This is a genomic window from Bdellovibrio sp. (genome assembly GCF_036384735.1).
Classification (GTDB): domain Bacteria; phylum Bdellovibrionota; class Bdellovibrionia; order Bdellovibrionales; family Bdellovibrionaceae; genus Bdellovibrio.
This window is the reverse complement of record NZ_DASVLT010000019.1, coordinates 1-25,273: the sequence shown is the minus strand read 5'-3', so window position 1 is coordinate 25,273 and position 25,273 is coordinate 1. Positions and strand designations below refer to the sequence as shown.

Annotated in this window: 20 protein-coding genes; 7 read left to right on the top strand and 13 right to left on the bottom strand. The window is 45.5% G+C overall.

All coding sequences use genetic code 11. From position 1 onward, the window contains the following. Positions 1-10: 10 nt before the first annotated feature. Genes murJ through uvrB form a run of 3 tightly spaced genes read right to left on the bottom strand, consistent with a single transcriptional unit; the run spans position 11 to position 5,518 of the window. The gene (murJ, locus tag VF412_RS05835; protein WP_331338278.1) at positions 11-1,570 is read right to left on the bottom strand and encodes a murein biosynthesis integral membrane protein MurJ; all 1,560 of its coding nucleotides are present in this window, start codon (positions 1,568-1,570) and stop codon (positions 11-13) included. Continuing rightward, a complete protein-coding gene (gene uvrC, locus VF412_RS05830) occupies positions 1,567-3,456 on the bottom strand; it encodes an excinuclease ABC subunit UvrC (protein WP_331338277.1) in 1,890 nt (629 codons plus the stop codon). The genes murJ and uvrC overlap by 4 nt, the downstream gene beginning before the upstream one ends. Next, positions 3,443-5,518, bottom strand: coding sequence for an excinuclease ABC subunit UvrB (gene uvrB / locus VF412_RS05825; protein ID WP_331338276.1), 2,076 nt, complete (start codon positions 5,516-5,518; stop codon positions 3,443-3,445). Before uvrB ends, uvrC begins: the two co-directional genes overlap by 14 nt. A 152-nt stretch (positions 5,519-5,670) precedes the next feature. On the opposite strand from uvrB, the gene VF412_RS05820 reads away from it, so the two are divergent. Next, complete coding sequence (locus tag VF412_RS05820) at positions 5,671-7,977, top strand: penicillin acylase family protein (RefSeq protein ID WP_331338275.1); 2,307 nt, start codon at positions 5,671-5,673, stop codon at positions 7,975-7,977. Between the two features lie 135 nt (positions 7,978-8,112). Here the strand turns inward: VF412_RS05820 and cysS are convergent, their stop codons facing one another. The 7 genes from cysS to recG form a co-directional block, all read right to left on the bottom strand. Next, positions 8,113-9,564: a cysteine--tRNA ligase gene (cysS, locus tag VF412_RS05815; protein ID WP_331338274.1), complete on the bottom strand. Its 1,452-nt coding sequence runs from the start codon at positions 9,562-9,564 to the stop codon at positions 8,113-8,115. Between the two features lie 27 nt (positions 9,565-9,591). Beyond that, a complete protein-coding gene (gene gltX, locus VF412_RS05810) occupies positions 9,592-11,085 on the bottom strand; it encodes a glutamate--tRNA ligase (RefSeq protein ID WP_331338273.1) in 1,494 nt (497 codons plus the stop codon). A 112-nt stretch (positions 11,086-11,197) separates the two neighbouring features. Continuing rightward, positions 11,198-11,692 (bottom strand): CarD family transcriptional regulator, encoded by a 495-nt coding sequence (locus VF412_RS05805; protein ID WP_331338272.1) that lies wholly within the window; start codon positions 11,690-11,692, stop codon positions 11,198-11,200. A 189-nt stretch (positions 11,693-11,881) separates the two neighbouring features. Beyond that, complete coding sequence (locus VF412_RS05800; protein ID WP_331338271.1) at positions 11,882-13,993, bottom strand: S8 family serine peptidase; 2,112 nt, start codon at positions 13,991-13,993, stop codon at positions 11,882-11,884. Between the two features lie 55 nt (positions 13,994-14,048). Further along, a complete protein-coding gene (locus VF412_RS05795; protein WP_331338270.1) occupies positions 14,049-14,468 on the bottom strand; it encodes a hypothetical protein in 420 nt (139 codons plus the stop codon). 157 nt (positions 14,469-14,625) lie between these two features. Further along, entirely contained in the window at positions 14,626-14,919 is a 294-nt protein-coding gene (locus VF412_RS05790; protein WP_331338269.1) for a hypothetical protein, read from the bottom strand. A 301-nt stretch (positions 14,920-15,220) separates the two neighbouring features. Further along, entirely contained in the window at positions 15,221-17,308 is a 2,088-nt protein-coding gene (gene recG / locus VF412_RS05785) for an ATP-dependent DNA helicase RecG (RefSeq protein WP_331338268.1), read from the bottom strand. Between the two features lie 59 nt (positions 17,309-17,367). Between recG and VF412_RS05780 the strand changes: the two genes are divergently transcribed. The 6 genes from VF412_RS05780 to VF412_RS05755 all read left to right on the top strand — a co-directional run bounded on the left by VF412_RS05780 (position 17,368) and on the right by VF412_RS05755 (position 23,211). Then, complete coding sequence (locus tag VF412_RS05780) at positions 17,368-18,312, top strand: HD-GYP domain-containing protein (protein ID WP_331338267.1); 945 nt, start codon at positions 17,368-17,370, stop codon at positions 18,310-18,312. Positions 18,313-18,315: 3 nt separating this feature from the next. Continuing rightward, entirely contained in the window at positions 18,316-18,696 is a 381-nt protein-coding gene (locus VF412_RS05775) for a hypothetical protein (protein ID WP_331338266.1), read from the top strand. A 112-nt stretch (positions 18,697-18,808) separates the two neighbouring features. Beyond that, positions 18,809-19,510 carry a rhomboid family intramembrane serine protease gene (locus VF412_RS05770; RefSeq protein WP_331338265.1) on the top strand — a complete coding sequence of 234 codons (702 nt, stop codon included), beginning with the start codon at positions 18,809-18,811 and terminating at the stop codon, positions 19,508-19,510. A gap of 235 nt (positions 19,511-19,745) precedes the next feature. Beyond that, positions 19,746-20,489, top strand: coding sequence for a c-type cytochrome domain-containing protein (locus VF412_RS05765; RefSeq protein ID WP_331338264.1), 744 nt, complete (start codon positions 19,746-19,748; stop codon positions 20,487-20,489). 3 nt (positions 20,490-20,492) lie between these two features. Then, the gene (locus VF412_RS05760) at positions 20,493-20,969 is read left to right on the top strand and encodes a DUF3465 domain-containing protein (protein ID WP_331338263.1); all 477 of its coding nucleotides are present in this window, start codon (positions 20,493-20,495) and stop codon (positions 20,967-20,969) included. A 70-nt stretch (positions 20,970-21,039) separates the two neighbouring features. Continuing rightward, on the top strand, positions 21,040-23,211 hold the full coding sequence (locus VF412_RS05755; protein WP_331338262.1) for an ATP-binding protein: 2,172 nt from the start codon (positions 21,040-21,042) through the stop codon (positions 23,209-23,211). Here VF412_RS05755 and VF412_RS05750 read toward each other — a convergent pair. The 3 genes from VF412_RS05750 to VF412_RS05740 all read right to left on the bottom strand — a co-directional run. Next, a complete protein-coding gene (locus VF412_RS05750) occupies positions 23,115-23,597 on the bottom strand; it encodes a YiiD C-terminal domain-containing protein (RefSeq protein ID WP_331338261.1) in 483 nt (160 codons plus the stop codon). The two genes, VF412_RS05755 and VF412_RS05750, sit on opposite strands and share 97 nt — an antisense overlap. Then, entirely contained in the window at positions 23,588-24,547 is a 960-nt protein-coding gene (locus VF412_RS05745) for a sulfurtransferase (RefSeq protein WP_331338260.1), read from the bottom strand. Before VF412_RS05745 ends, VF412_RS05750 begins: the two co-directional genes overlap by 10 nt. Before the next feature lie 53 nt (positions 24,548-24,600). Continuing rightward, positions 24,601-25,273, bottom strand: a 673-nt coding sequence (locus VF412_RS05740; protein ID WP_331338259.1) for an amino acid--tRNA ligase-related protein, incomplete at its 5' end; no start/stop codon positions are given.

Genomic DNA, 25,273 nt, shown 5'->3' with positions numbered 1-25,273 from the left:
GAATGTCGCTCTATTTAAAGCGACGAACAATTCTATGAAGGAATGCATGAGCTTGCTCGACTTTCAGGTAATAACCTAATGTGAAATAGAGCAAGCCATATATCACAACGGCGATAAGAGCTTTCACAATCACATGCATATGGCCGTGAATCGCAAAATGAACTAACAGAGATGGAATTCCAGCACTGATCACGGCGATAGACCAAACCTTCAATTGATATTTCAATGCAAGCCCCGTTTGACCAATTTTTTTATTCAAAGATTTTCTAAGAAGAAAAAACTCGATCCAACCTGCCAGCCCAGCCGAAGCCGTCAAACCCGGAGTTCCCCAAGAAGCATCCAGCCCCAACATTTTAGGCAACACAAAGGCGAACAATCCACCAAGCACTGTCGTAAAGACCACGCGGATAATCGCAAACTTCAAAGGCGTTCTGGTATCCTTCAAAGAATAGAATGTTGAAGAATAAAGCCGACCCAATGTCGATGCTAATAATCCGACAGTGGAACCAATCAAAACCAGCCATACAGTACGAGTGCTATTCGCATCGAATTGTCCCGTTTGAAAAACTGCGCCAACAATCAAATCGCCCAATAAAAGGAACGCCACCACAGAGGGAATAATAAAGAAAGCAATTTGTGCCAGACCTTTATTCAATCGATCTTGCAAATACTTGCGCACTTCCTCTTCACTGCCAGTCGCCTGGGACATTGTCGGAAGCTCCGCCGCAGAAACGCTCATCCCAAAAAGACTGACGGGCAAGAGATACAAAGTCTGCGCGTAAGCAAGTGAAGAAACCGCCCCCGTTGGAAGTAAACTAGCAAGCATATTGTCGATATAAGCACTGACTTGAACTACACCGCGGGAAACAACCACTGGTACAAAATTACCCACGATTGTTTTCACAGAACTTGTGAACATAAAAGAAGGACGGATTTTTTTACCCAAACGAAGTGCCGATGGAAGCTGAACAAAGAACTGCAAAAAACTTCCCGCAACCAATCCCCACGAAACTGTGATCGCAAGATCAAACTGTCCTTGCTTTCCGCCCCATAACATCAAGGTCGCAATAATGGTCACATTCCAGATCACAGGCGCGACATAAGAAAGGAAAAACTTTTTATGAGAATTCAAAATCCCCAAGCACCAAGCAGACATCACAAGGAAGCCCGTACCAGGGAAAAGAATTTGTACGATCTTAATCGTCAATTCACGTTTTTCACCGGTAAAGCCTGGTGCAATCAACTCAATCAGGAACGGAGTTGCAAACACCCCGCTCAAAACTAAAATTGAAGTCATTAGAAACAGCAAGCTTCCAATAACAGAGGCCACCTTCGCTGCATCTTCATCATGTTTCTTTGCTAATAATGAGGCATAAACAGGAATAAAGCTGGCAGACAGAACACCTTCACCAAAAAGATTTTGCAAGAAGTTAGGAATTTTTAGAGCCGCTTTGAAAGCATCGCCGGCATCTGAATTACCAAAATAATGAGCAAAAACGCGCTCGCGCACAAGGCCTGCAATACGACTAAAGAAAATACCCATTCCAACTAACAGTGCGTGATTTCTCATTCGGCTTCGATCTCTTCTTCCTCGGTATCATTAAGCTGAAGGACCACACGCTCGGCCAAGACTCTATTGAAGCCTTTTAGTTTAGCGATATCCGTCGGATCAGCCATTCTGATTTCATCAATAGAGTTGTACTGAGTCAAAAGAGTTTTCTTTCTTTTTTCACCCAAACCCACAACGTAATCCAATTCACTTTCCAAAGACGTTCCTTCACGGAGTTTACGATGGTAAGTGATCGCGAAACGATGGGCCTCATCCCGAATCCCCGTCAAAATATGATGGGCTTCGGCGTTGTTTTTGAAAACCACAGGATTTTGCCGCCCCGGCAGGAAGAAACGCTCTTCGGTCGACTCGACTTCTTGCTTTTGAAAGTCACTTTCGGTGCGCGCTTTCGCCAAGCCCACCACTGGTATGTCTTTACGACCAATCTCTTCCAGGATTTTCATAGCTTGGGACAACTGCCCCTTACCACCATCGATCACAATCAATTGAGGATCTTCATATTCCGTGTGCTTAAAACGACGAGACAACACTTCATACATAGAAGCGAAGTCATTGATCCCTTGAACGGTTTTAATTTTATAACGACGGTAGTGTTCTTTGGCCGGAACACCTTCTTCAAAGACCACCTGGGAGGCCACAGTTTCGGCCCCTTGGAATGTCGAGATATCATAACATTCGATACGACGAGGAAGCTCTGGCAAAGACAAGCGTTCTTTGATTTCCTCCAAACCACGAAGTTTCTCTTCCGACTTAGAAACATATTTCGTGAAATGAGCTTTAGCATTTTCATTGGCCATGTCGACCAAATTACGACCCCGCTCATCCGTAGCAAATCTGACCGTAGATTTCGTATCAGAACGTTCTTTTAAAACCTCTTCCATCAATTTACTCAAATCGGAACCGATATCCAATGGAAGTAAAACTTCATCAGGGATAAAGTTGTCTTCATAATACTGATTCAGGAAGTCCGTCATCCACTCGCGCGGATCTTCCACGGGATCATTCGGATCAAAATGTGGCAAATAATGAGACCTGGTTCCAATCACACGTCCCGCACGTACGTGGACCGTTTCAATCAAACAACCGCGTTCATCTCCATAGAAGCCAATAGCATCTTGATCTTTTTCCGTTGTATCATTGATCACGGCTTGTTTTTGCAGGATGGTCTTAATAGACTCAATAGAATCACGAAGCCGCGCCGCCACTTCGAATTTTTCTTCATCAGCGGCTGTTCTCATCTTTTCTGTCATCGCTTTGACAACCTTGCGATTTTGGCCCTTCAAGAATAGTTTCGCGCCTTCCACTTCCATGCGATATTCCTCTTTGGAAACATACCTCACGCAAGGAGCTGTGCAACGACCTATTTGATAAGTCATGCATGGACGCGTGCGAGCTCTAAACATCGAATCATTGCAATCACGAATCTTAAAGGTTCGATTCAAAAAACGAATGGTTCCTTGAACTGCAAAGCCTGAAGTGTAAGGACCAAAATAAAGGGAGCCGTCTTTTTTTACCTTACGGGCCAAGTAAAGACGAGGGTACTCGTCTCCCCAGCTAAAGCGAATGTATGGATAAGCCTTGTCATCGCGAAGACGGATGTTGTACTTCGGGCGATGCTTCTTAATAAGCGAGGCCTCCAGCAAGAAAGCCTCAACTTCAGTTTTTGTCAGAATGTATTCAACTTCAAAGATGTTCGAAACAAGCAATCGTGTTTTCGGAGAATGATCTTTGCTATCCGTGAAGTAACTGCGCACACGGTTGCGCAGATTCTTTGCCTTACCGATATAAATGATTTTATCGGCATGCCCCTTCATTAGATAAACACCACTTTGCGTGGGGAATTCTTTGACCTTATCGCGGACTTCTTCAAATCTACTTGAGGCCATCCTTGTTGACCTCCGCACTTTCAGCCTCAACTTCTCCACTGCGGATGTTGAGCTCAACAATTTGTAGACGCTTGATTTCGTCACGGATTTTAGCTGCTTCCTCGAACTCTAAATTCGCCGACAACTCTTTCATACGGGCACGAAGTTTAGAGATTTCATCCTGCAACTTATCCGGCTGATGAGAAAACTTGTTGAGCATTGCCTGGGACTTATTTTCACCTTGAAGCGGAGTCGACAACGTTCCATCGAAAGTCTCGCCCAAACCATCCCGAATTTTCTTGCGGATGGACTGCGGAGTGATACCGTGCGCCTCGTTATATTCCTGCTGAATACGACGACGACGGTCCGTTTCGCCAATGGCCTTTCTCATGCTGTCCGTAATGATATCTCCGTACAGAATCACGCGGCCATTCAAATTCCTGGCAGCGCGACCGATGGTTTGAATCAACGATCTTTCAGAACGAAGAAATCCTTCTTTATCCGCATCGGTGATACCCACAAGACTGACCTCTGGAATATCCAACCCCTCACGCAATAAGTTGATACCCACAAGAACGTCGAAAACGCCTAGGCGCAAATCACGCAGGATTTCCGTTCGTTCCAATGTATCAATGTCGCTATGAAGATACTTAACTTTAATACCTAGATTTTCATAATATTCGGTCAAGTCTTCCGCAGAACGTTTGGTTAAAGTCGTGATCAAAACACGCTCTTTAAGCTTGATACGTTCACGGATCTCTTTAAGCAAATCATCGACCTGGTTCTTCACAGGACGAACTTCAACAACAGGATCAATCAATCCTGTCGGACGAATGATCTGCTCAACAATAATGCCTTCAGATTTTTCTAACTCATAATTCGCAGGTGTTGCAGACACATAGACAACTTTATCCATCATCTTTTCAAACTCTTGGAAATTCAGAGGTCTATTATCCAAAGCTGATGGCAAACGGAACCCATGATCCACCAACGTCATCTTACGGGCGCGGTCCCCGCGATACATGCCGCCGATTTGTGGAACTGTGACGTGAGACTCATCGATAAACGTAACAAACTCTTTTGGGAAGTATTCAAGCAATGTTGGAGGTGGCTCACCGGGGCCACGGCCTGTTAAGTGACGAGAGTAGTTCTCGATCCCCTGGCAGAATCCCATCTGCTCCATCATTTCGATATCGTAGTAAGTTCTTTGCTCGAGACGTTGGGCCTCTAGGAATTTCAAATCATGATTTAAACTCTGTAGGCGGTCGCGCAATTCATCTTGAATTGTCTTGATGGCGCGTTTTAAGTTTTCATCTCCGGTCGCATAATGGCTTCCAGGATAAATGCCGATTTGATCCAACTCTTCCAAGACTTGTCCCGTCAATGGATCAATCCATGACAGGCGCTCAACAAAGTCCCCAAAGAATTCCACGCGAACCGCGCGGTCTTCCTCGTAGGGCGGGAAAATTTCAACATTGTCACCACGCACGCGAACAGTTCCACGATGAAAATCGACGTTGTTGCGCGAATACTGCACGCGAATCAATTCACGAAGCAAATGATCCCGCTTCATCTCGGTGTTCGAGACGATCTGAATCATCATACCTTCGTAGGCTTCCGGAGAACCCAAGCCGTAAATACAAGAAACAGAACTGACGATGATGACGTCACGACGATCAAACAACGAACGCGTCGCCGAGTGGCGCATGCGATCGATTTGCTCGTTAATCGCAGAATCCTTTTCGATGTAAGTATCGGTCGAAGGAATATAGGCTTCCGGTTGATAGTAGTCGTAATAACTGACGAAGTACTCTACTGCATTTTTGGGAAACAGCTCTTTAAATTCAGCATACAACTGCGCCGCCAAAGTCTTGTTAGGAGCCAAAATCAACGCCGGTTGATTGAGCTGTGCAATCGTGTGAGCCATGGAAAAAGTTTTCCCAGACCCTGTCACACCCAAAAGAGTTTGATGTTTCAAACCCAAGTTAAAGTTTTCCACCATCTGCGCGATCGCTTTCGGCTGATCCCCAGAAGGTTTAAAGTCAGACACCAATTGAAAGTTCTTTTTGTAGGTTGAGCCCATCCCTTCAAGCATAGCAAAAATGCACAATTCCCTCTAGAAATTAAAGGTCTCGCCCTCTGCGCCAATTATGCAGAGTGACATTCATATTCTCACACTCACACAATCTGAATTGCTTCCTGGACCCGCCCCAGCAAATTTGCGACAGTAACAGCATGAAGAAAAACTATAAGAAGATACTTGTACGTTACCTGGCCCTTCTTTTTATTGTGCTTCTGGGCGTATTTATTTTCCTCAAGCGCTCGGTGGCACCCCTGGATGGAACTGCTCAGCTAAAAAATCTTTCGGCGCCTGTAAAAGTCATTCGTGACGAGTACGGCATTCCTCATATTTTTGCACAAACCAAGAAAGATTCGCTTCGGGCGCTTGGTTTTGTTATGGCCAGCGAACGCCTTTTCCAAATGGAAATGGCTCGTCGCATGACTCAGGGAACCTTAAGCGAATTGGTGGGCGAGGTGGGACTTCGCAGTGATAAACTCTATCGAAGCCTAGGCCTGCGCCACACGGTCGAGCAAATGCTCGCTGAAAAGATGAAATCTGGAAAATACGATGAAAAAATGATGGCCGAAATGGAAGCCTATTGCGATGGAGTGAACCAATACATGGCCACTCACCCGCTTCCACCTGAATTGGTCTATCTGCGCGACAAGCCTCGTCCGTTCACACCGCTTGATGCTTATATCATGACAGGTCATATGGCCTTCAGTTTTGGAGTCGCCCTTCGTAACGACGTTCTGATGACTTCGCTTGCAAAAAAATTGACGCCAGAAATGTTTCAAGATCTTCGTAATGATCAGTTAAAAACTCCGATAAAAATCACGGAAGCTTTGCACCTGCTCGAACCTCTGATGATCGCTAAAGAAAATAAGTATGCCCCATACTTCGACGGCAGCAATTCATGGTTACTTGCTCCTAAAAGATCTCGATCTGGGAAAAGTATTTTCTCTAACGACCCGCACATTGGCTACTCTTTGCCAGCCGTCTGGTTCGAAGCCCATATTCATACTCCAGAGTTTGAACTTTATGGTCATTATCTTCCGATGGTTCCCTTTGCAGTCTTGGGCCATTCCCGTCATCACGCCTGGGGTTTCACCATGTCTGAAACAGATGACATGGATCTTTACAAAGAACGCCTCGATCGCGAAAAGAAAATGGTAATGAGCAAAGGCCGATGGCAACCTTACAGCGAATGGAATGAAATCATCGTTGTTAAAAACAAGCCTGACGTGAGTTTTAAAATGATTGAGACACCTCACGGCTTCTTGATGGACGAAGTGCTTGATCAAAAGAACATCGCTTTAAAATGGGCATTCAATTCTCCGCACAACGACACGATGGCAACGCTCTACCACATGGGAGAAGCGAAGAATATCACCGAGTTTGAAAACTCACTTAAAGATGGAACAGCTCCAGGCCTTAACGTCATGTATGCAGATCCACAAAATATTGCGTGGTGGACTTACGGTGAAATCGCTATTAAGAAAAATCCAAACTCGGACGTCATCCTGGATGGCTCGACGGGAGAAGACGACTACGATCACATGATGGCTTGGGAAGACAAACCTCATGAAGTAAATCCTGATTCGGGATTTATTGTCACAGCAAACTCTCGTCCAGCTTCTGCCCCTGCCGAGTTGCGCGGCGACTGGCAAGCCGATGACCGCTTGCAAACCATCACATCAGCCTTAAAAGAAAAGGATAAGTGGACAGCGGAAGAAATGAAGACTCTGCAAACAGAGAACTTCAACATCAACACAACACCTATTCTTGATCACCTTCTGCAAAAGCTTCAGCTGGACATCAAGGAGCAATCGAAATACGCCTCCCTTTTAGTGAAATTGAAAAAATGGAATCGTCACTCAGAAATCGACTCTCAAGAAGCGGCATTCTATCATCAATGGAATAACGAAAATCTTGCAATCATCCTGGCCAATCTTGATCCGCAAGAACGTGAATCCTATTTGCACACAACACATGCATGGATTTTCTATAAGCGCATTTTGAAAAATGAAAACTCACCTTGGTGGAAAAACAAAGATCAAACCACAGTCATCACTGAAGGCTTCAAGAGGGCGTTAGCAAAATGGGAGCACTTACCAATATGGGGCGACATCCATCGCATCACATACAAGCACCCTTTTGGTGACTATTTTCCAATGAATTTATTATTAAATGTAGGTCCAAGAGCCATCCCAGGAGCTTATAACGAAATCAATAACAACAAACAACGAGGCTTGAGCGGAAATTTTGACGTCGTCGCAGGCCCCTCCACAAGACGAATCATCGACTTTGCTCTGCCACAAAAAAGCTGGGGCATCAATCCACTTGGAGTATCAGGCCATGTTCTGTCGCCATATTATAGCGATGAGGCAAAACTCTTTATCGAAGGAAAGTATCGTCCGCAATTGATGGACGAAGACGACATTCGCAATAACAAGCGCCACGAACTGACATTGCAGTAATGGGTTCACGAAAAAAAATTATTGAAACAAATTTGCTGTCGATTGCAGGAGCAAGCAGACAAAATAAAAAAGGGAAGCAGGCGCTTCCCTTTTTTATTTAATACAAGACTTAATATTCTTTCGTGACTGCGATAATTACTTAGCAACTTCCCAAAAGGAACCGTCAGCCAAATCGCTAACCGCTATCCCCATACCGTTCAATTTCGCACGGAGCTCGTCAGATTTCGCAAAATCTTTATTAGCGCGGGCTAGAGTTCTTTCCGCAACGATCGCATCTACAGCAGATCTTTCCACACTCATCTTTTGCAAAAGCAAGTTATCTAATTGAATAAGGAAATCATGAGGAGGCTCTTGGAACATGCTCATTAAAGCCCCAAATCTACGAACGAAGTTCAAGAACGCCACAGACTTTCCTTGAATCGCCGGATTTGTTTTCATACCACGACGAACTTGCGAATTGAACTGACGAACCACTTCAAACAAAGAAGCGAAAGCTTCCGGAGTACCAAAGTCATCATTCAGGGCTGATTCAATCTTAGTCCAGGCGTCCACAGTGATTTTCTCGAACGTTTGGTCTGCCATCTTCACCTCGCCTGTCATATAGCTTTCAGCCAATGCCATCGCAGAGTAAACACGTGCCAATCCAGATACAGCACGATCAATCGCCGCATCACTGAAGTCACTCATCGTGCGATAGTGCACAGACAGGATCATCCATTTGTACACCTCAGCACTATTTTTCTCTAAGAACTCGCGCATCGTCACGATATTGCCCAAAGATTTGGACATCTTCTGACCGCCAAAGTTCAACATATTATTGTGCATCCAATATTTTACGAAGTGCTTGCCCGTGCAGCCTTCGCTTTGTGCAATTTCATTTTCATGGTGCGGAAAGATTAAATCCATACCGCCGCCATGAATGTCGATTTGTTCACCAAAGATTTTTTGAATCATGGCAGAACACTCGATATGCCACCCCGGGCGACCTGGTCCCCACGGAGAGGGCCATGAAATCTCGCCCGGCTTCGCAGCCTTCCACAGAGCAAAATCTAAAGGACTGCGCTTCTTCTCATCGACATCCACCCGAGCTCCCGCTTGCAATTCATCAGTATGACGACCGCTCAGCTTGCCGTAATCTTTGAATGACTCGATGGAATACATCACATCACCATGGGTTTCATAGGCTTTGCCGTTTTTAATCAACAAAGAAACCATGTCCGTGATCTCACTCATGCTTTCAGTCACTTTCGGATTGAAGTCATGAGGACGAAGCCCCAGGGAAGAAAAATCTTTTTTATATTCAGCAATATACTTTTCAGACAACTCACCAGGGGTTGTATGCAGTTCGTGCGCGCGATTGATGATCTTATCATCCACATCTGTAAAGTTCAGGGCATAGGATACTTTATAACCCAAGTGCTCAAGCCAATTGCGAACCAGGTTGAACACCACAACACCGCGGAAGTTTCCGACATGCAGATAATTATAAACCGTAGGACCACATACGTACATTTTCACGTGCGGCGGATCCAGCGGCACAAATTCTTCAAGGTACTTACTTTGCGAGTTGTATATCTTCAGTGACATCCCTATCTCCGTCGCAATTATTTACGATTAAACTTTCGTCAATGTTTGCTCTGCACGAGCAATCAAAGAAGACTTCTTGATCAATGGAACCAGAATCTTCAACTCAGCACCATGAGGCTTACCGATCACTGCCACACGAATTGGCATGAACAAGTTTTTACCCTTAGCACCTGTTTTGTTCTTCACTTCATCTTGAAGCTTCAAGAACTCATCTTCCGTCAAAAAATCGCTCGGGTGAGCCACGAGAAGATCGCGCCATGCTGTTAAAACAGCCTTTGTTGGTTCCCACTTCAAAGTTTCGTCTGCCTCTGGAAGAATCACATAAGATTTATCATTCAAAGGTTTATACAATTCGATCGCGTCAGCTAAAACTTCCATGTACGGTTTAAACAACGAGATGGATTTATCTTGCCACACAGGATCTTGCGGAAGATCCATTTTCTCGCGAGCCAAGAACGGTTGAATCGCTTTCCAAAGTTCTGCATTCGGAAGAGCACGCAAATGCTGCGCATTCATCCATTTGAATTTCACACGATCAAAGATCGCCCCAGAAGAATTCAAACGAGAGATATCGAAAGCCTGAATCATGTCATCCACCGACATGATCTCTTTACCTTCAGGATGAGACCATCCAAGCAAAGCAATGAAGTTCAAAACAGCGGAAGCTAAATAGCCTTCCTCTTTCAAAAGACCACAAGCAACTGCGCCCTTACGCTTTGAAAGTTTTTGACGATCCTCATCTAAGATCAAAGCCATGTGACCGAACTCTGGCAATTGCCAGCCAAACGCTTCATAAATCATCATCTGACGAAGAGTGTTCGGCAAATGCTCTTCCGCACGGAACACATGAGTCATTTTCATCAAGTGGTCATCGATTACGCAGCAGAAGTTATAAACAGGCATACCACCCGAGCGAAGAATCACAAAATCACCGACCATGTCTGAAGGGAAGCGAACTTCGCCACGAACCTGATCATTCAAGATATAGTCTTTTTTAAGATCGCGAGTTTTGAAACGAACAACCGCCTTGCCACCCTCAGCGATCTTGGCTTTTGCCTGCTCCAGAGTCCAATCTTGGTATGGAGAATTCACGTGCGGAGAACGCCCCGCCTTCAAAGCCTCTTCACGTTGCTTTTCGATTTCTTCATCCGTCAAAAAGCAGTAGTAAGCTTTTCCAGAATTCAATAACTCATCAGCATATTTTTTGTAGATATCTTGGCGTTCACTTTGACGATACGGACCCAATGGGCCTACGTCTTTCAAAGTCACAGGGTCAACGCCCTCTGCCCATAGAAGATTCAACCAAACCATATCATCAACAACACCGCGCAAAGATTCTTGAGTCGAACGCGCTTCATCCGTGTCTTCGATACGAAGGATAAACTCACCGCCATTTTTTTTCGCAAAAAGATAATTGTAAAGAGCAGTTCTAGCACCACCAACGTGCAAGTAACCCGTTGGAGAAGGTGCAAAACGCACGCGAACATGAGGAGAAATTTTTGAACTAGCTTGTGAGGACATGGGGCACTCCAAAAAATAAAAAAGGCCTGGGATAGCCAAGCCTTAACAGTATTAGATTTTTGGAGCCGAGTCTAGTTGCTTCAGGTCGGTGACACCTATCGGGTCTCGCCCTTTAGGCTGTGACACCGAAGATCGCTTTCACTTCTTCTTCCATAAAAAGCTCTTCTTGGCTTGTCGCCAAAGTAAGTTCTTTCAAAAGAAGACTGCGGGCAGAATCAAGCATCTTGCGCTCACCGAAGGAAAGCTCTTTATCCGCTTTCAACAGGAACAAGTCGCGCAAAACTTCAGCAATTTCAAAAACAGAACCCGTCTTGATTTTCTCCATGTATTCACGGTAGCGACGGTTCCAAGTTTGGTTGTCAATTTTGATGTCTTTTTCTTTTAAAATGCCCACAACGCGAGCAGCTTCAGCTTTGGAAATAATAGGACGTAGTCCCGCTGACTTTACATTTGTCGTTGGGATCATGATTTTAAGACCTGTATCGACTAACTGCATGTTGTAGAACGTAGTTTTCGTGCCGAGCATTTCTTTTGTTTCAATAGCTACGACTTTAACTACGCCGTAGCCGGGATAAACTGCATTATCACCGATATTAAACGTCTGCATCCGAGAACCTCCCCTAGATAACTAGAGCTTTTGACAGAGTTCGAACCGAGTTAGTTCTATCAAATTTGACACGAGTTATCAAACTAGAGCACCGCTCCAGGAAATATTTTCAGAAGGAAAGTCAGAATGAAAATCACATTTCCGCAAGAGCCGCAGTGGGTAATGATTTCAGGTATTTAAGATTCAACATCAATGCTCGCGAACAGTGTAAATAAACGCGAATGGCTGTAGTCCATTGATGCCTTGGGGAATCCGGAAGCCCCTAATTACGAGCTTATAAGTTCCGGGCATTAGACCTGAAATCTCGATCTTTTCTAGATTATTGACGTGGTCTTCAGAGGCCAAAACATGCCCATCTGGGAATGTGAGTTCCAGATCCAAATCGTTCACCAAAGCCACGGCGGCATTGGCCGAGGCGGGAGCATCCGTCCACACCAAATTCGCATAAAGATCTGCGGATTGTTTGACTGTAAACTCATAACTCATGACCTGATCCTGAGCGATACCTTTACGCTCGTCGATGAGATGCGTGCCCTCACCCAAATTTACAAGATTCGCCATGTTCACACGGCCATACCCCTCATCCATATTCGGCCTGCGAGTTAGGATTTCCTGCCCCTTAGCTTGTCCGATTTCACCGAATTGCCCGGGATACAAATCTTCTGCCGAATGAATCATGAAGGCCTTCATCAAAGCCGCTGAAGGATTTACGAAGCCCCACTTCTCTACAAGCACCTGACGAGCCACTGTTACCGCACTTGCCGCAAGAGGTGCCGCCATCGAAGTTCCCCCCGACCACGTGTAGTCTTTATTGAAAAAACCCCAAAGACTTGAAGCGCCTTGCTGATGGGATTTTGTAGAAAGGATGTTTGTTCCAGGTGCCACAATATCAGGTTTCAAACGACCATCTCTTGTGGGACCGCGGGAGGAAAAAGGCGCAAGCCCGGTTTCAGTGTCTGACATGGTGGAAGAAGCCAAGGGCTCTGCCGACCATAGAGTTCTGCCATCCGTCATCTTATTCAGCGGTCCCTGCACACCACCTTGAGCGACACGGTTCTTGGAGGCCCCCACCGTCAGACAGTTTTTTGCAGTTCCGGGCGACCCCAAAGAGGCCCCGTCCACACGACCATCTTTATCCATGTCACTGCCGTTGTTGCCGGCAGCAAAAACAACAAGCATATCAGGATTTTTAAACATCCACTCGTCCACCTGTGCCGCCGAAGTGTCGTAGGCACCAAGGTTGTTGTTTGAGCCCCAAGAGTTCGAATGAATTCGGGCCCCGCTTTGGTAGGCTTTATCAAACAACACAGATAACTGTGATGGAACCGTCATGTTTTTAACAATGGGTGACCACATTCCTTCTGCGACTAACATGGCATCATGAGCCGAGCTTTTCACCACTCTGCCTGACAAAGTTCCGCGCCCCACCAACAGCCCTGCCACATGGGTTCCATGTCCCATAGGGTCCATCCAAGATGTGGCGCGAAGACCGAAGGCTGCTCCGTCCTTTATGGCACCCTGAAGATCGGGAATGATAGTTGAGGTGTCACCGGAATCAACCCCGGTGTCTGCCATCGCGACGATTTGATTTTTTCCGGTGAAACCTTGCGACCATGCTTCGCTCATCCCGATGACTTTGGTTCCATCTTCGAAACCCGTAAGAGTGCTGTAGTCAGATGATGCCTGAGCGTCATTCACGCTGAAATCATAAAGCTCCATATGAGGTGTGGCTTCTAAATGCTCGACACCCTTAAGGGCTGCAATCTGGGGAATGAATTTGCGTGCACTTGAAATCACTAAGTGAGCGCCTTGAATATCTTCAAGTTCCACTTGAGGATTCAACTGCAAAAGCTGACGTAAGATTTTGGAACTTTCGCTCGCGCGGAAGATATGAATCGTCAAGCTAATCACTTCGTCCTTATTGAAAACATTTAAAGTGTTTAATTCAGAACTGATCTTAAACTGCGGTGAATACTTCAGAATTGTTCGAATTTGCGGATGAGATCTTTTATAAAAAAGAAGGTCCTCATGAACACCACGGACCACCAGAGCATCATCAGGAAGATAACCAAAAACCATGAAGCGCCTATTGATTTCAGCCTTATCGGACTCTTGAATTTTATTTGTAAACTGAACGATGAACTCGGATGTCGAGCGATTCAAATCGGTGACGTCAGACAAAACAGCAGAGGTTTTTGAAGTATCAATTGTGGCGGAATTTAATTTCAGAAGATGACCCGCAAACGCGGATGGAAGGATGACAATCGTCGCGATTAAAAATGCCAGGAACTTGCAGCCCATGACGCCCTCCCTCAAGGGAGGTTTAAATCATAGGCTGATAACAGTATCAATGGGATTACAATTGATGCGCCATGACAGCAAGGGACATATTCCCTGCCATACGACCTTTCGATCCTACGCCAAACTCCATCTCTTGATTTTCAAGCGCAAAAACTTGGGCACGCTCGGAAGCTTTCTTCACACCACGAACTCTTTTAGTGACAATGACGTCCATGAAGATGCCATCTTTGTGGTTAACCTGAGATTTTTTCGCCAAGACTTCCACGATGGTTTCATTTTGCCCGTCATCAGAAAATTCGCTGACGAAAGACTTCTTGCCTGATTTGGCTACGGTGTTAACGGAAATAGGAGCCTGGCCTTTAAGACCCACACGCATACTGACTTGATATTCTGGAGCCGCCGCGAACGACGAACTGGAAATTCCGAATGATAGAACGACTGTTGCTGCAACAACGCTGAAGAAACTCTTTTTCATTTTGAACACATCCTTGTGATCTCTGAATAAAAGCATGACAAAAAAAAGATTTGCCAGCAACACAAAAAAACTTTCTTTCTTAAGTCTTTTGGCAAACGGGCTCTGTCTATCAGTGAGCTGTCGTGCGAGGAATTTGGCTAGCGAGAGGGGATTTTCCTTAGCTACTGCGTTCGGCACGCCATCCGGGCTCTGTTGCCGCCACGACTTCGTCGTGGTTCGCGCCATCGTGGCGCCGGCAAAGGCCGTACTTCGCAGTAGCTAAGGAAAATCCCCTCTCGCTAGCCAAATTTTGTGCCTTCGCTGCTGATGGCGTCGCTCTGCTCACCAATGTGTGAGTTAATTTTTTGGTGGTCTTCTGCTCCATTGTTTTTTTGGGGTGTTGGCTTTGCGAACTGCTTTCTAGCGACAGACAACAGAATAATAACATCAAACTGCATGCATCGTATTCCATGCCTCACAAGATTTGCCACACGCACGATTCCCGCGAATTTGTCTATTACTACTTATTGTACTGACTTAGAGATTTAATACACAAATTTCTAATGCACAATTTGGTTGCTGGGGCGAACTCCTTTGCTACTGCGAAGTACGGCCTTTGCCGGCGCCACGATGGCGCGAACCACGACGAAGTCGTGGCGGCAACAGAGCCCGGACGGCGTGCCGAACGCAGCAGTAGCAAAGGAGTTCACCCCAGCAACCAAATCCCCGCATTAAAAAAACTCTATTGGATAATTTAAAAACTCAAACGAAAACTAAGCAATACCAGCAAGAGCCGCAGGTCCATGTTCGCGCAGCAATTCCTCACGTAGACCTTGGTGATCCATGAAGGAAAGCTTCGGATCTTTGCGCAGAACTTCGAAAGCAGCCTCTCGAGCATCTTGTAAGATCTGCATATCACGAATCAAGTTCGCAAGCTTGAAACCTGCAAGACCTGATTGACGAGTTCCCATAAACTCTCCGGGGCCGCGCATTTCCAAGTCGAATTCGGCAATCTTAAAACCATCCGATGTCTTTTCCATCATCTCGGTTCTTTGCTTCCCCTCTTCGGAAACAGCGTAACCCATGATCAGTATGCAGAAACTTTTATGCTCGCCCCGCCCTACGCGACCGCGCAACTGATGAAGTTGCGACAAACCGAAACGTTCCGCGTGCTCGATGATCATGATGTTAGCATTTGGAACGTCGACACCGACTTCGATCACGGTTGTTGAAACCAGGACTTGAATTTCGTGACGACGAAATTGCTCCATGACCTGATCTTTTTCGTCAGGTTTCATCTTTCCATGTAACAAACCGAATTTTACCTGAGGGAATTGCTGCTGAAGTTTTTCGTATTCGGAAACGGCGTTCTTTAAATCAATCTTTTCACTTTCCTCGACCAGTGGATAAACAAAGTAAGCCTGACGGCCTTTTTTAAGTTGATCGAGCATAAACTGCAAAGCTTGAGGTCTTTTGCTGTCAAAGATCGCACGGGTTTGAATTGGACTTCGTCCTGGCGGCATTTCATCGATGATGGAAACATCCAGATCGCCATATACGGTCATCGCTAAAGTTCTTGGAATCGGAGTTGCTGTCATGACCAAGAAATGAGGCGAATTGCCCTTGTTTTTTAAAACACCACGCTGCTCGACACCGAAGCGGTGTTGCTCGTCGATGATGACCAGTCCTAGATTCGCGAACTGCACTTCATCTTCAATTAAGGCATGAGTTCCGATGATCAAATCCACTTCGCCCGCCTGCAAAGCAGAAAGAACTTGTTTTCTTTCAGAAGCTTTACTTTTCCCCACAAGCAGCGCCAGACGAACCCCCAAGGGTTCTAGAACTTTTTTGGCGTTTTTAAAATGTTGTTCAGCCAGAATCTCTGTCGGCGCCATCAAACAAGCTTGATAACCGCTTTCCATCGCATACAAAGCCGCCATAAAGCTTACCAGTGTTTTTCCACTGCCCACATCCCCCTGAACCAGGCGATGCATGGGGTGACCTCTTTCAAGATCGGTCTTGATTTCACCAAAGACGCGCTTTTGGGCGCCCGTCATTTGAAATGGCAGATTCTTTTCAAGCTCTGCAAGTTTTTTACCCGCATTCAAAATTTTCGGCGCGGCGGCCTTCTGAAAGCCCGTTTTTCTTGAAGCAAGCCATAGCTCCAACCAGAAAAATTCTTCGAAAATAATACGACGCTGAGACGCCGTCTTAAATTCCGCATACTCAGAAGCTTTTGTCGGATCTGGATAATGCATTTCCTTTAAAGCCTCTTTGCGAGGCTTTAGGTTGTATTTTTCCAGCATCCATTTTGGTAGAGCTTCTTGAGGCCACTCTTCAATTTGCGCAAAAGCCTGACGAACAAGCTTCATGATCTTTGAGGTGGCAAGACCTTCGATTTCTGTGTACAGCGGAATCAAGGCATCTTGAGTTTCCTCGTCGGGTTCCACATCACGAATGTCGGGGTGATGGAACTCGAGACGACCGCGATACTCGATGACTTTACCGACGACACGGACTTCAGTGAAGGGTTTGAATCTTTCAAAATAACCTTTGTAAGGAACACGAAAGTACTTGCAGTGAATTTGCCCCGAGGCATCTTTCACCACAACGTCATACATCTTCCGCGTCGAGCGTCCCATATTGACACTATGAACTGCGACGACTGTCGCTTTGATACTGACGATATCATTCACTTTGAGACTGGCAATATTTCGAGCCGCACGCTGGTCCTCGTATGCCCGCGGATAGAACTCAAAGAGATCCCTCAAGGTTTTTAAACCTTTGCGCGCGAAGAGGTCCCCCAACTTGGGACCGACGCCTTTTAGGTACATGATTTGCGTATCTAGACGAAGGGCCATAGTTGATCATATTGGCGGATTTTATTTCTAAGTCAATGTATTCATGGCAGAATTTCCCTATGGAGTCGAGCAACTATTTCAGAATTCGCCTAAGCACAATTCGTCCTGACAAAGTGACGAGTTTCGATATTTTTATTTATGTCGACAATAAATACATTTTGTATTTGCGCGCTGGCGACAAGCTTTCCGACGGCAAGATTGAGAAGCTTCATTCTCGCGATACAGGGGATTCTTTCTTTGTACGCGTCGAAGACAAACAATCTTACCGCGACTGGGTTCGCGAAGAGATGAATTCTGCCTCTATCGATCCTTTTTCAAAAGCGAAAATCCTACGCGAGTCCTCCGTGGCTCTGATGGAAGATCTTTTTGAAAATCCCGATGTAAACACCGCTCTCGATGAATCACGCCCTATCATCACGGACTTCATCGATTTGATGGAGAACGCTCCTGAAGCCATGGGCTTCATGATCTCTTTATCAGGTCATGACTTCTATACTTACAATCACTCGCTGGATGTCAGCATTTACTCGCTGGGTTTGGGTAAGGCTTTGGGGTACAGCCCGAAGGATCTTGAAGAACTTGGCGTGGGTGCCCTTTTCCATGATATTGGCAAACGAAACGTCAGCCTCGATATTCTTTGCAAAAAAGGTGGCTTGTCTGATGCCGAGTGGGAGCAAATGAAAATGCATCCACAATACGGTCTGGTTATTTTGAATGGTCATCCGAACATCAGTGACGCCATTAAGGCAGCTTGCTTTGAACATCACGAGTCTTGGGCTGGCAATGGTTATCCGCAACAACTTGTTGGTGATGAAATTCATCCGTTCGCGCGCATTGTTGCGATCACTGACACGTATGATGCAATGACAACTCAGCGTTCTTACAACGTGCCGATGAAGCCGTTAGATGCTGTGGCAATGATGAAGGAAAAATTGGCGGGTCGCTATGATCCCGACATGTTGAAAGCAATGTACTCTGTTTTATTTAAGATAAAGGCCGCATAGAAAATGAAAAATATTTTGCACTCCATCGCGTTGATCGCATTGATTCCACTCATCGCCCTGGCGTTAGAACCAACAAACCCACAAGGTTTCTGTGACCGTTTCGTTGGCGAAAAAGATATTCAACAGTGCAAAGAACGCACTCAAAAGGAAGAAGTTGATTGGTATGCAGCCACGGTTTGCAATCTGCAAAAGGAAGACGGCGCATTCTGGAAATGCTGGGACAGCATCAAAGGACAATCCTTCAATCCGGCAGCTTTAGATCGTTGCGGTGAAGACAAAGACTTGTCAGATATCCAAAGACAAGATTGTGTGACAACAGCTCGTGCGGGACGTGAACCGGCCTCTCAGAACGCTGCTTTTCAAGCATTGAAAATTTCTAAGTAGTCCGTTTCATTTAAAAGATTATCGGTTCGATGCCGCAGATTTTCTGCGGCATTTTTTTTGACTCCACTTGACAGGGTAAATTACGACACCATGTTCTACCGCGGAGGCCCCTATGGAACCGTCGCCGGTCAGTCCTGAGTACACCCAACCATCCGCTCCCCCTTTAATCTGGCAACGGGTCCGCGAGACCTGGCTTTCACAAAAACCTTCTAAATACGCAAGCATCATCACGGCGGTCACGACACTTCTGCTTGTTCTTGGCAGTTTGATTTATCAAACTAACTTCCTGCATCTTCACCATTGGATGGAGGCCACTCAAACCGCCGTTTTCGATCAACATCAGTGGTGGCGTTTATGGACGACATTGTTCGCTCATGCGGATGTGGGACATCTTGTTTCCAATTCGATTCTATTTTTTATTCTGGGATATTTTCTCACTGGGTACTTTGGTGTTTTCTTATTTCCTTTGGCAGCATTTGCATTCGGAGGACTTACAAATTGGATCGTGATTGCAAGCTATCCTCCCACTGTTGCTCTGATTGGTGTTTCTGGGGTGGTGTATTGGATGGGCGGCGCTTGGCTTGCGCTATACTTCTTGCTTGATAGACGAAGAACTTACTTCCAACGAACCCTGCGCATTGTGGGTGTGGCGCTAGGGATATTCATGCCTGCAACGGCTTTTGATCCCGCCATTAGTTATAAGGCCCATTTGGTTGGATTTATTCTTGGGCTGACCTATGGATTTCTATATTACTGGCGGCACCAAAAAACCTTTAAACAAGCTTTGGTAATTGAAACTATTATTGATGAATAAAGTTACTTCGATACTCCAACTTTCTTGATCAATCCTATTTTCATTCTCTGTGGGTTCCCTAAATCTAAATAATCATCGCAATGGATTGCGAGATCCAATTTAAAGGTTTTCAGAGACAATTTGCCACCAATTTCATTGCAACCCCTTCTGTCAAAACTCTAAACAGCCTTGAAGTTTTTGATAGGGCTGATTTTTATTACACGGCTGGGGAACCATTTCTGGTAAAACCTCTATCATGAAAAAGTTAAGTCTCATTCTTTTTATTTCTATGGCGGGTCTTTCCTTTGTGGGCTGTAGCTATCCGCTGGAAGAAGCAGGTCTTTTCAAATCTGGCAAAAGCAGTCTTCCTGATTTAGGAGCCTTGTCATACGCCGACCAAGAAATCACGTTCAATGTGGTGAAATCAACAGCAATGCGTGCTTGTATGGAATGTCACACGAACGGCAAAAATGCGATGGGCACAGAAGCTCAAGCACTTGCCATTAGCAAGTCGATCTTGGATGAAGTGAACAGCAACCAAATGCCACCAAAATCCAGCGGCTATAAATCTCTAACAGATTGTGAAAAACAAATTCTTGAAACTTACTTTGCCGATAAAGCTGTCGGTCGCAAGAGCGTGAAGATCAAAGAGCTTGCGAAGTGTGCGGGAGCTTTACCTCCACCTAAAGAAGACAAGCCGGACATCACAAAACTTCCTGTGACTTTCGATAATTTGCAAAAGTACGTCTTGGCCCCGAAATGTTTGAGTTGCCATGGTCACGAAGTTCATGATGTGGAAACAGTGCTTGATTCTGTTGAAGGCATGAAAGAAGCAGGTGTTTTGGGTGCAACTGCTGAAGAAAGTAAGATCTGGAAAATCACAGATTCGACTCAAAAACGTTATATGCCGCCTGCAAAATCAGGTCTTCCTGCCTTGACCGCCGATGAACGTTTGTTCCTTAAAAAATGGATCGACGCCGGCGCAAAGGAACAGGAATAGTTCATGAATCTCAAAGCGTTCTTTCTGTTCTTAGCTTTGAATCTTTTGGCTGCAAGCCTATGGGCGGCGGAGCTTCCTGCTTGCAAGGCAAAAAACGCAACGATTGATTTTAATAATGAACAAGTCATTGCATGGAGAGATCAGGGCAACAAAAAAATCACCTATCGTGCCTTTATCAAAGGTACAATTGTCGCAATGACCGAAAACGACCATGGGCATGTTCATTTTGAAGTTGATCTAGATAAAGATCTGTCAACCACTCACGATCGTATTGAGGTCGTCTACAACGTAGAATTTGGAGCTGTGCCAGATTACAGGTCTGGCGATGAACTTATCGCTTGCGGAGATTTTGTTGTCGATTCTTACTCGCCTCAAGGCGGAGTTGTACATTGGCTGCACGTCAATCCTAAGAACAATCCCCACGAACACGGCTATCTTGTGATTAACGGAAACTTGACTGGCCTATCAAATTCTAACTAATCTCGCTGTCCTTAAACAAACAAATCAGACTTTCTTGGATGTGCTCTGATCTTTTCCTTAAACTAAAACCATGGAAAAGAAATCATTGCCTTGGTGGACTTGGGTTCTTCCTCTGTTCATCTTTCATCTCGGGACAAGATTGAGTTTAATCTATCAAGTTGCTCCGGGTGTTTCGACATTCTATTTTCCCGTGGCCTTCGGTTTTGCCATGGTCCGATGGTGGGGCTATCGCATTCTTCCCGCTTTATATATCAATGCGGTTCTTTCTGCCAGCCTGTGGGGCTTGCACAAAATGGCTTACTATCCCATTTGGGGACTGTTTGAAGTCATCGAAGTATGGGCCTCTTATTTATTTGTGAAAGAGCGCTTGAAGGACACTCGCTGGTCGCCGAACCCGTATAATCTTGTCGTCTATGCTGTTCACGGTCTGATTTTACCGGCGGCTCTCGCCGCAGTTTTATCTCAAGTCTTTTTATATTTGGCGAAATCTATCACGTCTAGCAATCAGATAATCTGGCAAGGCGGAGCCTCTTTTGTCGGTGATCTTATGGGTGGTGTCACCGTTACGTTGCCCTTATTGATTGTGCTGACGCCAATTTTAGATAAGAAAAATTTAAATTTGTTCGCCGTTGAAGACTTTGATTTGAAGTGGAAGTGGAAAATTTCACTCAAAGAAAAAGTCGTATTATCTGCGGCCTTCGGATTGGCCTTGTTATTAAGTGCAGCCCTTCCGATCTTCCGCACGTGGTATTTCATGGGGCTTTTCGTTTTGCTTCCGGCTATTTGGTATGGTTTGGAGTTCTCAATTATCGTAAATACAGTCATCGTATTCTTGTCTTTGGCATTGCCCGCCTTAGCTGGCGAGGAGTGGCCTCGCAATCTTGAAAGCATTCAAATCATCGCCACACTGCTGACTTTATGCTTTACCGCCATCGTGGCAGGCTCTGCCGTTTCTTATCATCAAAAGCGTCTGGTGCGGATTATCGAAGCCGAGAATGAGCTGAAGATTGCCAAGGAACAAGCGGAAGAGGCCTCGCGAGCAAAATCAGAGTTCTTAGCTCGCATGAGTCACGAGATTCGCACGCCACTTAACTCTGTCTTAGGAATGTTGGAACTTTTACGCGAAACAAATTTGTCTAAAGATCAAGAGCGCTATCTGACCTTGTTCAGTCATGCCGGGGAAAATCTGAAGGCCCTCATCAACGATCTTCTGGATTTCTCAAAAATCGAGGCCAAGGCTTTGACGATTGAAAACATCTCTTATAATTTGCACTCGACCATTCGAAGTGTTTTTGAAATTTTGCAAATTAAAGCTGAAGAAAAGGGTCTGCATTTTGAGTTAAATATTTCTCCTGATGTGCCATTATTTCAAATGGGTGATCCGACCCGTCTGCGTCAGGTTTTATTTAATTTGATCGGCAACGCTTTAAAATTCACCGAAGAAGGCGAAGTCAGTGTGAACGTTCATGTCGAAAGAAATGACAGTGAACAATTGGTGGTGGAAGTACGAGATACTGGCATCGGAATTCCTCGAGATAAACAGCAAGGACTCTTCTCTCCCTTTGTTCAAGGTGAGGAGACCATCACACGTCGCTATGGCGGCACAGGGTTGGGGCTTGTGATTTCAAAAAACTTAGTTGAGATCATGGGAGGCCATCTTGAGCTGAAGAGTCTGGCCGGACGAGGTACGACGTTTAAAATCACTCTGCCTCACCATCCCGACTTCCTGGGCCCTCAAGATCTAGGACAGGTCAAACCGTCGAAGTGGCCAGAGTACTTTGGCAATCGTCGCTTTAAAATTCTTCTGGTGGACGACTCAGAGGATAACCGCGTGTTGATCACTCATTATTTGAAATCCATGCCTTTTGATTTTACCGAGGCAGCGAATGGCAAAGAGGCCGTAGATAAATTTAAAGAAGAAAAATTCGACGTGATTTTTATGGATATGCAAATGCCGGTCATGAGTGGTTATAAGGCTACCGAGTTGATTCGACATATTGAAAAAGAGGAATCGCGCCCAAGGACGTGCATCATCGCTTTGACAGCGACAGCGGTCCTGGAAGAGCTGCAAAGAACTCTGACTAGCGGATGTGATCAATACATGGTGAAACCGGTGAAAAAAGTCGAAGTTGTTGAAGCGCTTATTCACGCGTTGACAACGAAAACCCCAGAAAGTGAAGCCTTCAGAGAGCCGTCACGATCTGCAACGGCATTCCCTTCACCGCCACCTGCCAGTATCTGAACCTTGACGGTCTTCTTGGCTCGCTTCCGGGTTTTGATTTCATTGTAAAAAGCTTCTTCATCATCTGCATAAGGGAAGCTTGCGATGACGTCGAAGTCCGTATCAACGGGGCGAAGATAGGAAATTTCGCCTTTAGAAATTACAATATTGTCTGTGCTGATTTGATAATGCTTCAGACCCGCTAACACCAGTGCGTAAGCCGCCATGACACCGGTTGCATAAAGACTGCCACCAAAAGCTGTACCTTTGTGGTTGAGGTTTTTTTCTAAAGACACATGAAAGTGTGCCTTGTGCGAATTGATTTCAACAATAGTGATACCCAAGTGCTCATAGAGTTTGATCTTATCACGTAAAATATTATCAACCTCAGCACCCTTTACTTCCATTGCTCATAGCCCCCAGCATAGTTCAAAGACTGGCGGAAACCCATCGAGCGCAAGGCATATACCGCCGAAGCAGAACGCACACCGTGATTGCTGATTGTCATGACGATTTTATCTTTCGTCACACCTTTGGCTGCCAAAATCTTTTCAACCTCTTTATTAGGAAGACCTTTATCGTTAAAGAATTCACGCCATTCAATATTCACAACCGGAGCTTTCACACCTTTGATCTTAGTCAGATTGTTGATCGCAAATTCTTGTGGACCGCGAACATCGACAATTACAACTTTGCCTTTAGCATCGTTGAAATTCATTCCAAACAAACTTGCTACCGGAGCATCCAAGGCACCGGGCGGAAGCCCACCTAAGGCCTTCGAGCGCGCGCGACTCATGGATTTCATCTCTGGCAATTCTTGAAAGGCGTAAGCTTTAAAATCATCCAATCCAATTCTAAGAGATTCATCGACAACGGGTTTCCAATAAGGCTTGTTCTTAATACCTTCAGATTCTTCTTTGGGGTTCAACTCACGATAAGATGTATGAACCGTAGTGATTACATTGCGCACGCCCAAAACCTGCAACGTCCAAGCGATGCGACCTTCCTCTCCGTTGCCTTGGCGTCCTTTTCCAAGGACGACAACTTTTGTATCGGGATCAATACCGATCAAAGACAAACGACGAGCGACATTCCAAAGATCTGAAAGAAGAAGGCCACGATACTCGGGACTTTGTTCCGAAAAATCTTCCCAGCGCACGTTGATCGAACCAGGCACATGGGCCAAGTTGTACTCAAATGGAGAGCGCACATCTAAAATCACCGGATTGTCGGCCATGATTTTTTCAGCGGATAAATTGCTGCTGATGATGGGCTCTTGAGCCGTGACCTTTGTTGCCTTTTCTTGGCAAGCGGTGAAAAGACCTGCAATTAACAAAAGAAAGATGATGAAACGCATACGACCTCGCAAAAAACAAAAGGGAGCTTTCGCTCCCTTAAGTGTACAACGAATTATTTCGTAATTCTCATTGTAGGGAAGAAAATAATATCGCGGATACTAGGACGATCTGTCAAAAGCATCACGATACGTTCAATTCCGAGACCCACACCACCTGTTGGTGGCATCCCAGAATCGATCGCCAACAAGAAGTCTTCATCCATCGGATGAGCTTCTTCGTCAGTGCCGCGGCTGGCTTCTTGTTCTTTCAAACGCGCTGTTTGATCTTCTGGATCGTTCAACTCTGAGTAGGAGTTTCCGATTTCCATGCAGGCTGCGAATGGCTCGAAACGCTCTACCAAACGATCATCCCCACGGTGAATTTTCGTCAGTGGAGAAATCTCTTTCGGGTGATCCATCACGAACGTCGGTTGCCACAAATGTTGCTCTGCTGTCAGTTCGAACAACTCCATGATCATTTCGCCACGTTTGCCCGGAGTTTCCATATGACCGCCGTGTTTGTTCACGGCCTCGAACAACTCTTGATCTGTTGCCTTGTCGGGATCGATCTTCGCGTATTCACGAACACCATCGTGAACAGTCAGACGTCTCCATGGAGGCGTGAAATCAATATCCTTACCTTGGTAAGTGATCTTCATGCTGCCAGTGATTTTCAAAGCAAGTTGCGACACAAGCCCTTCAAATTGAGTCATTTGATAGTTGTAGTCCGTGTAAGCCTCATAGAAC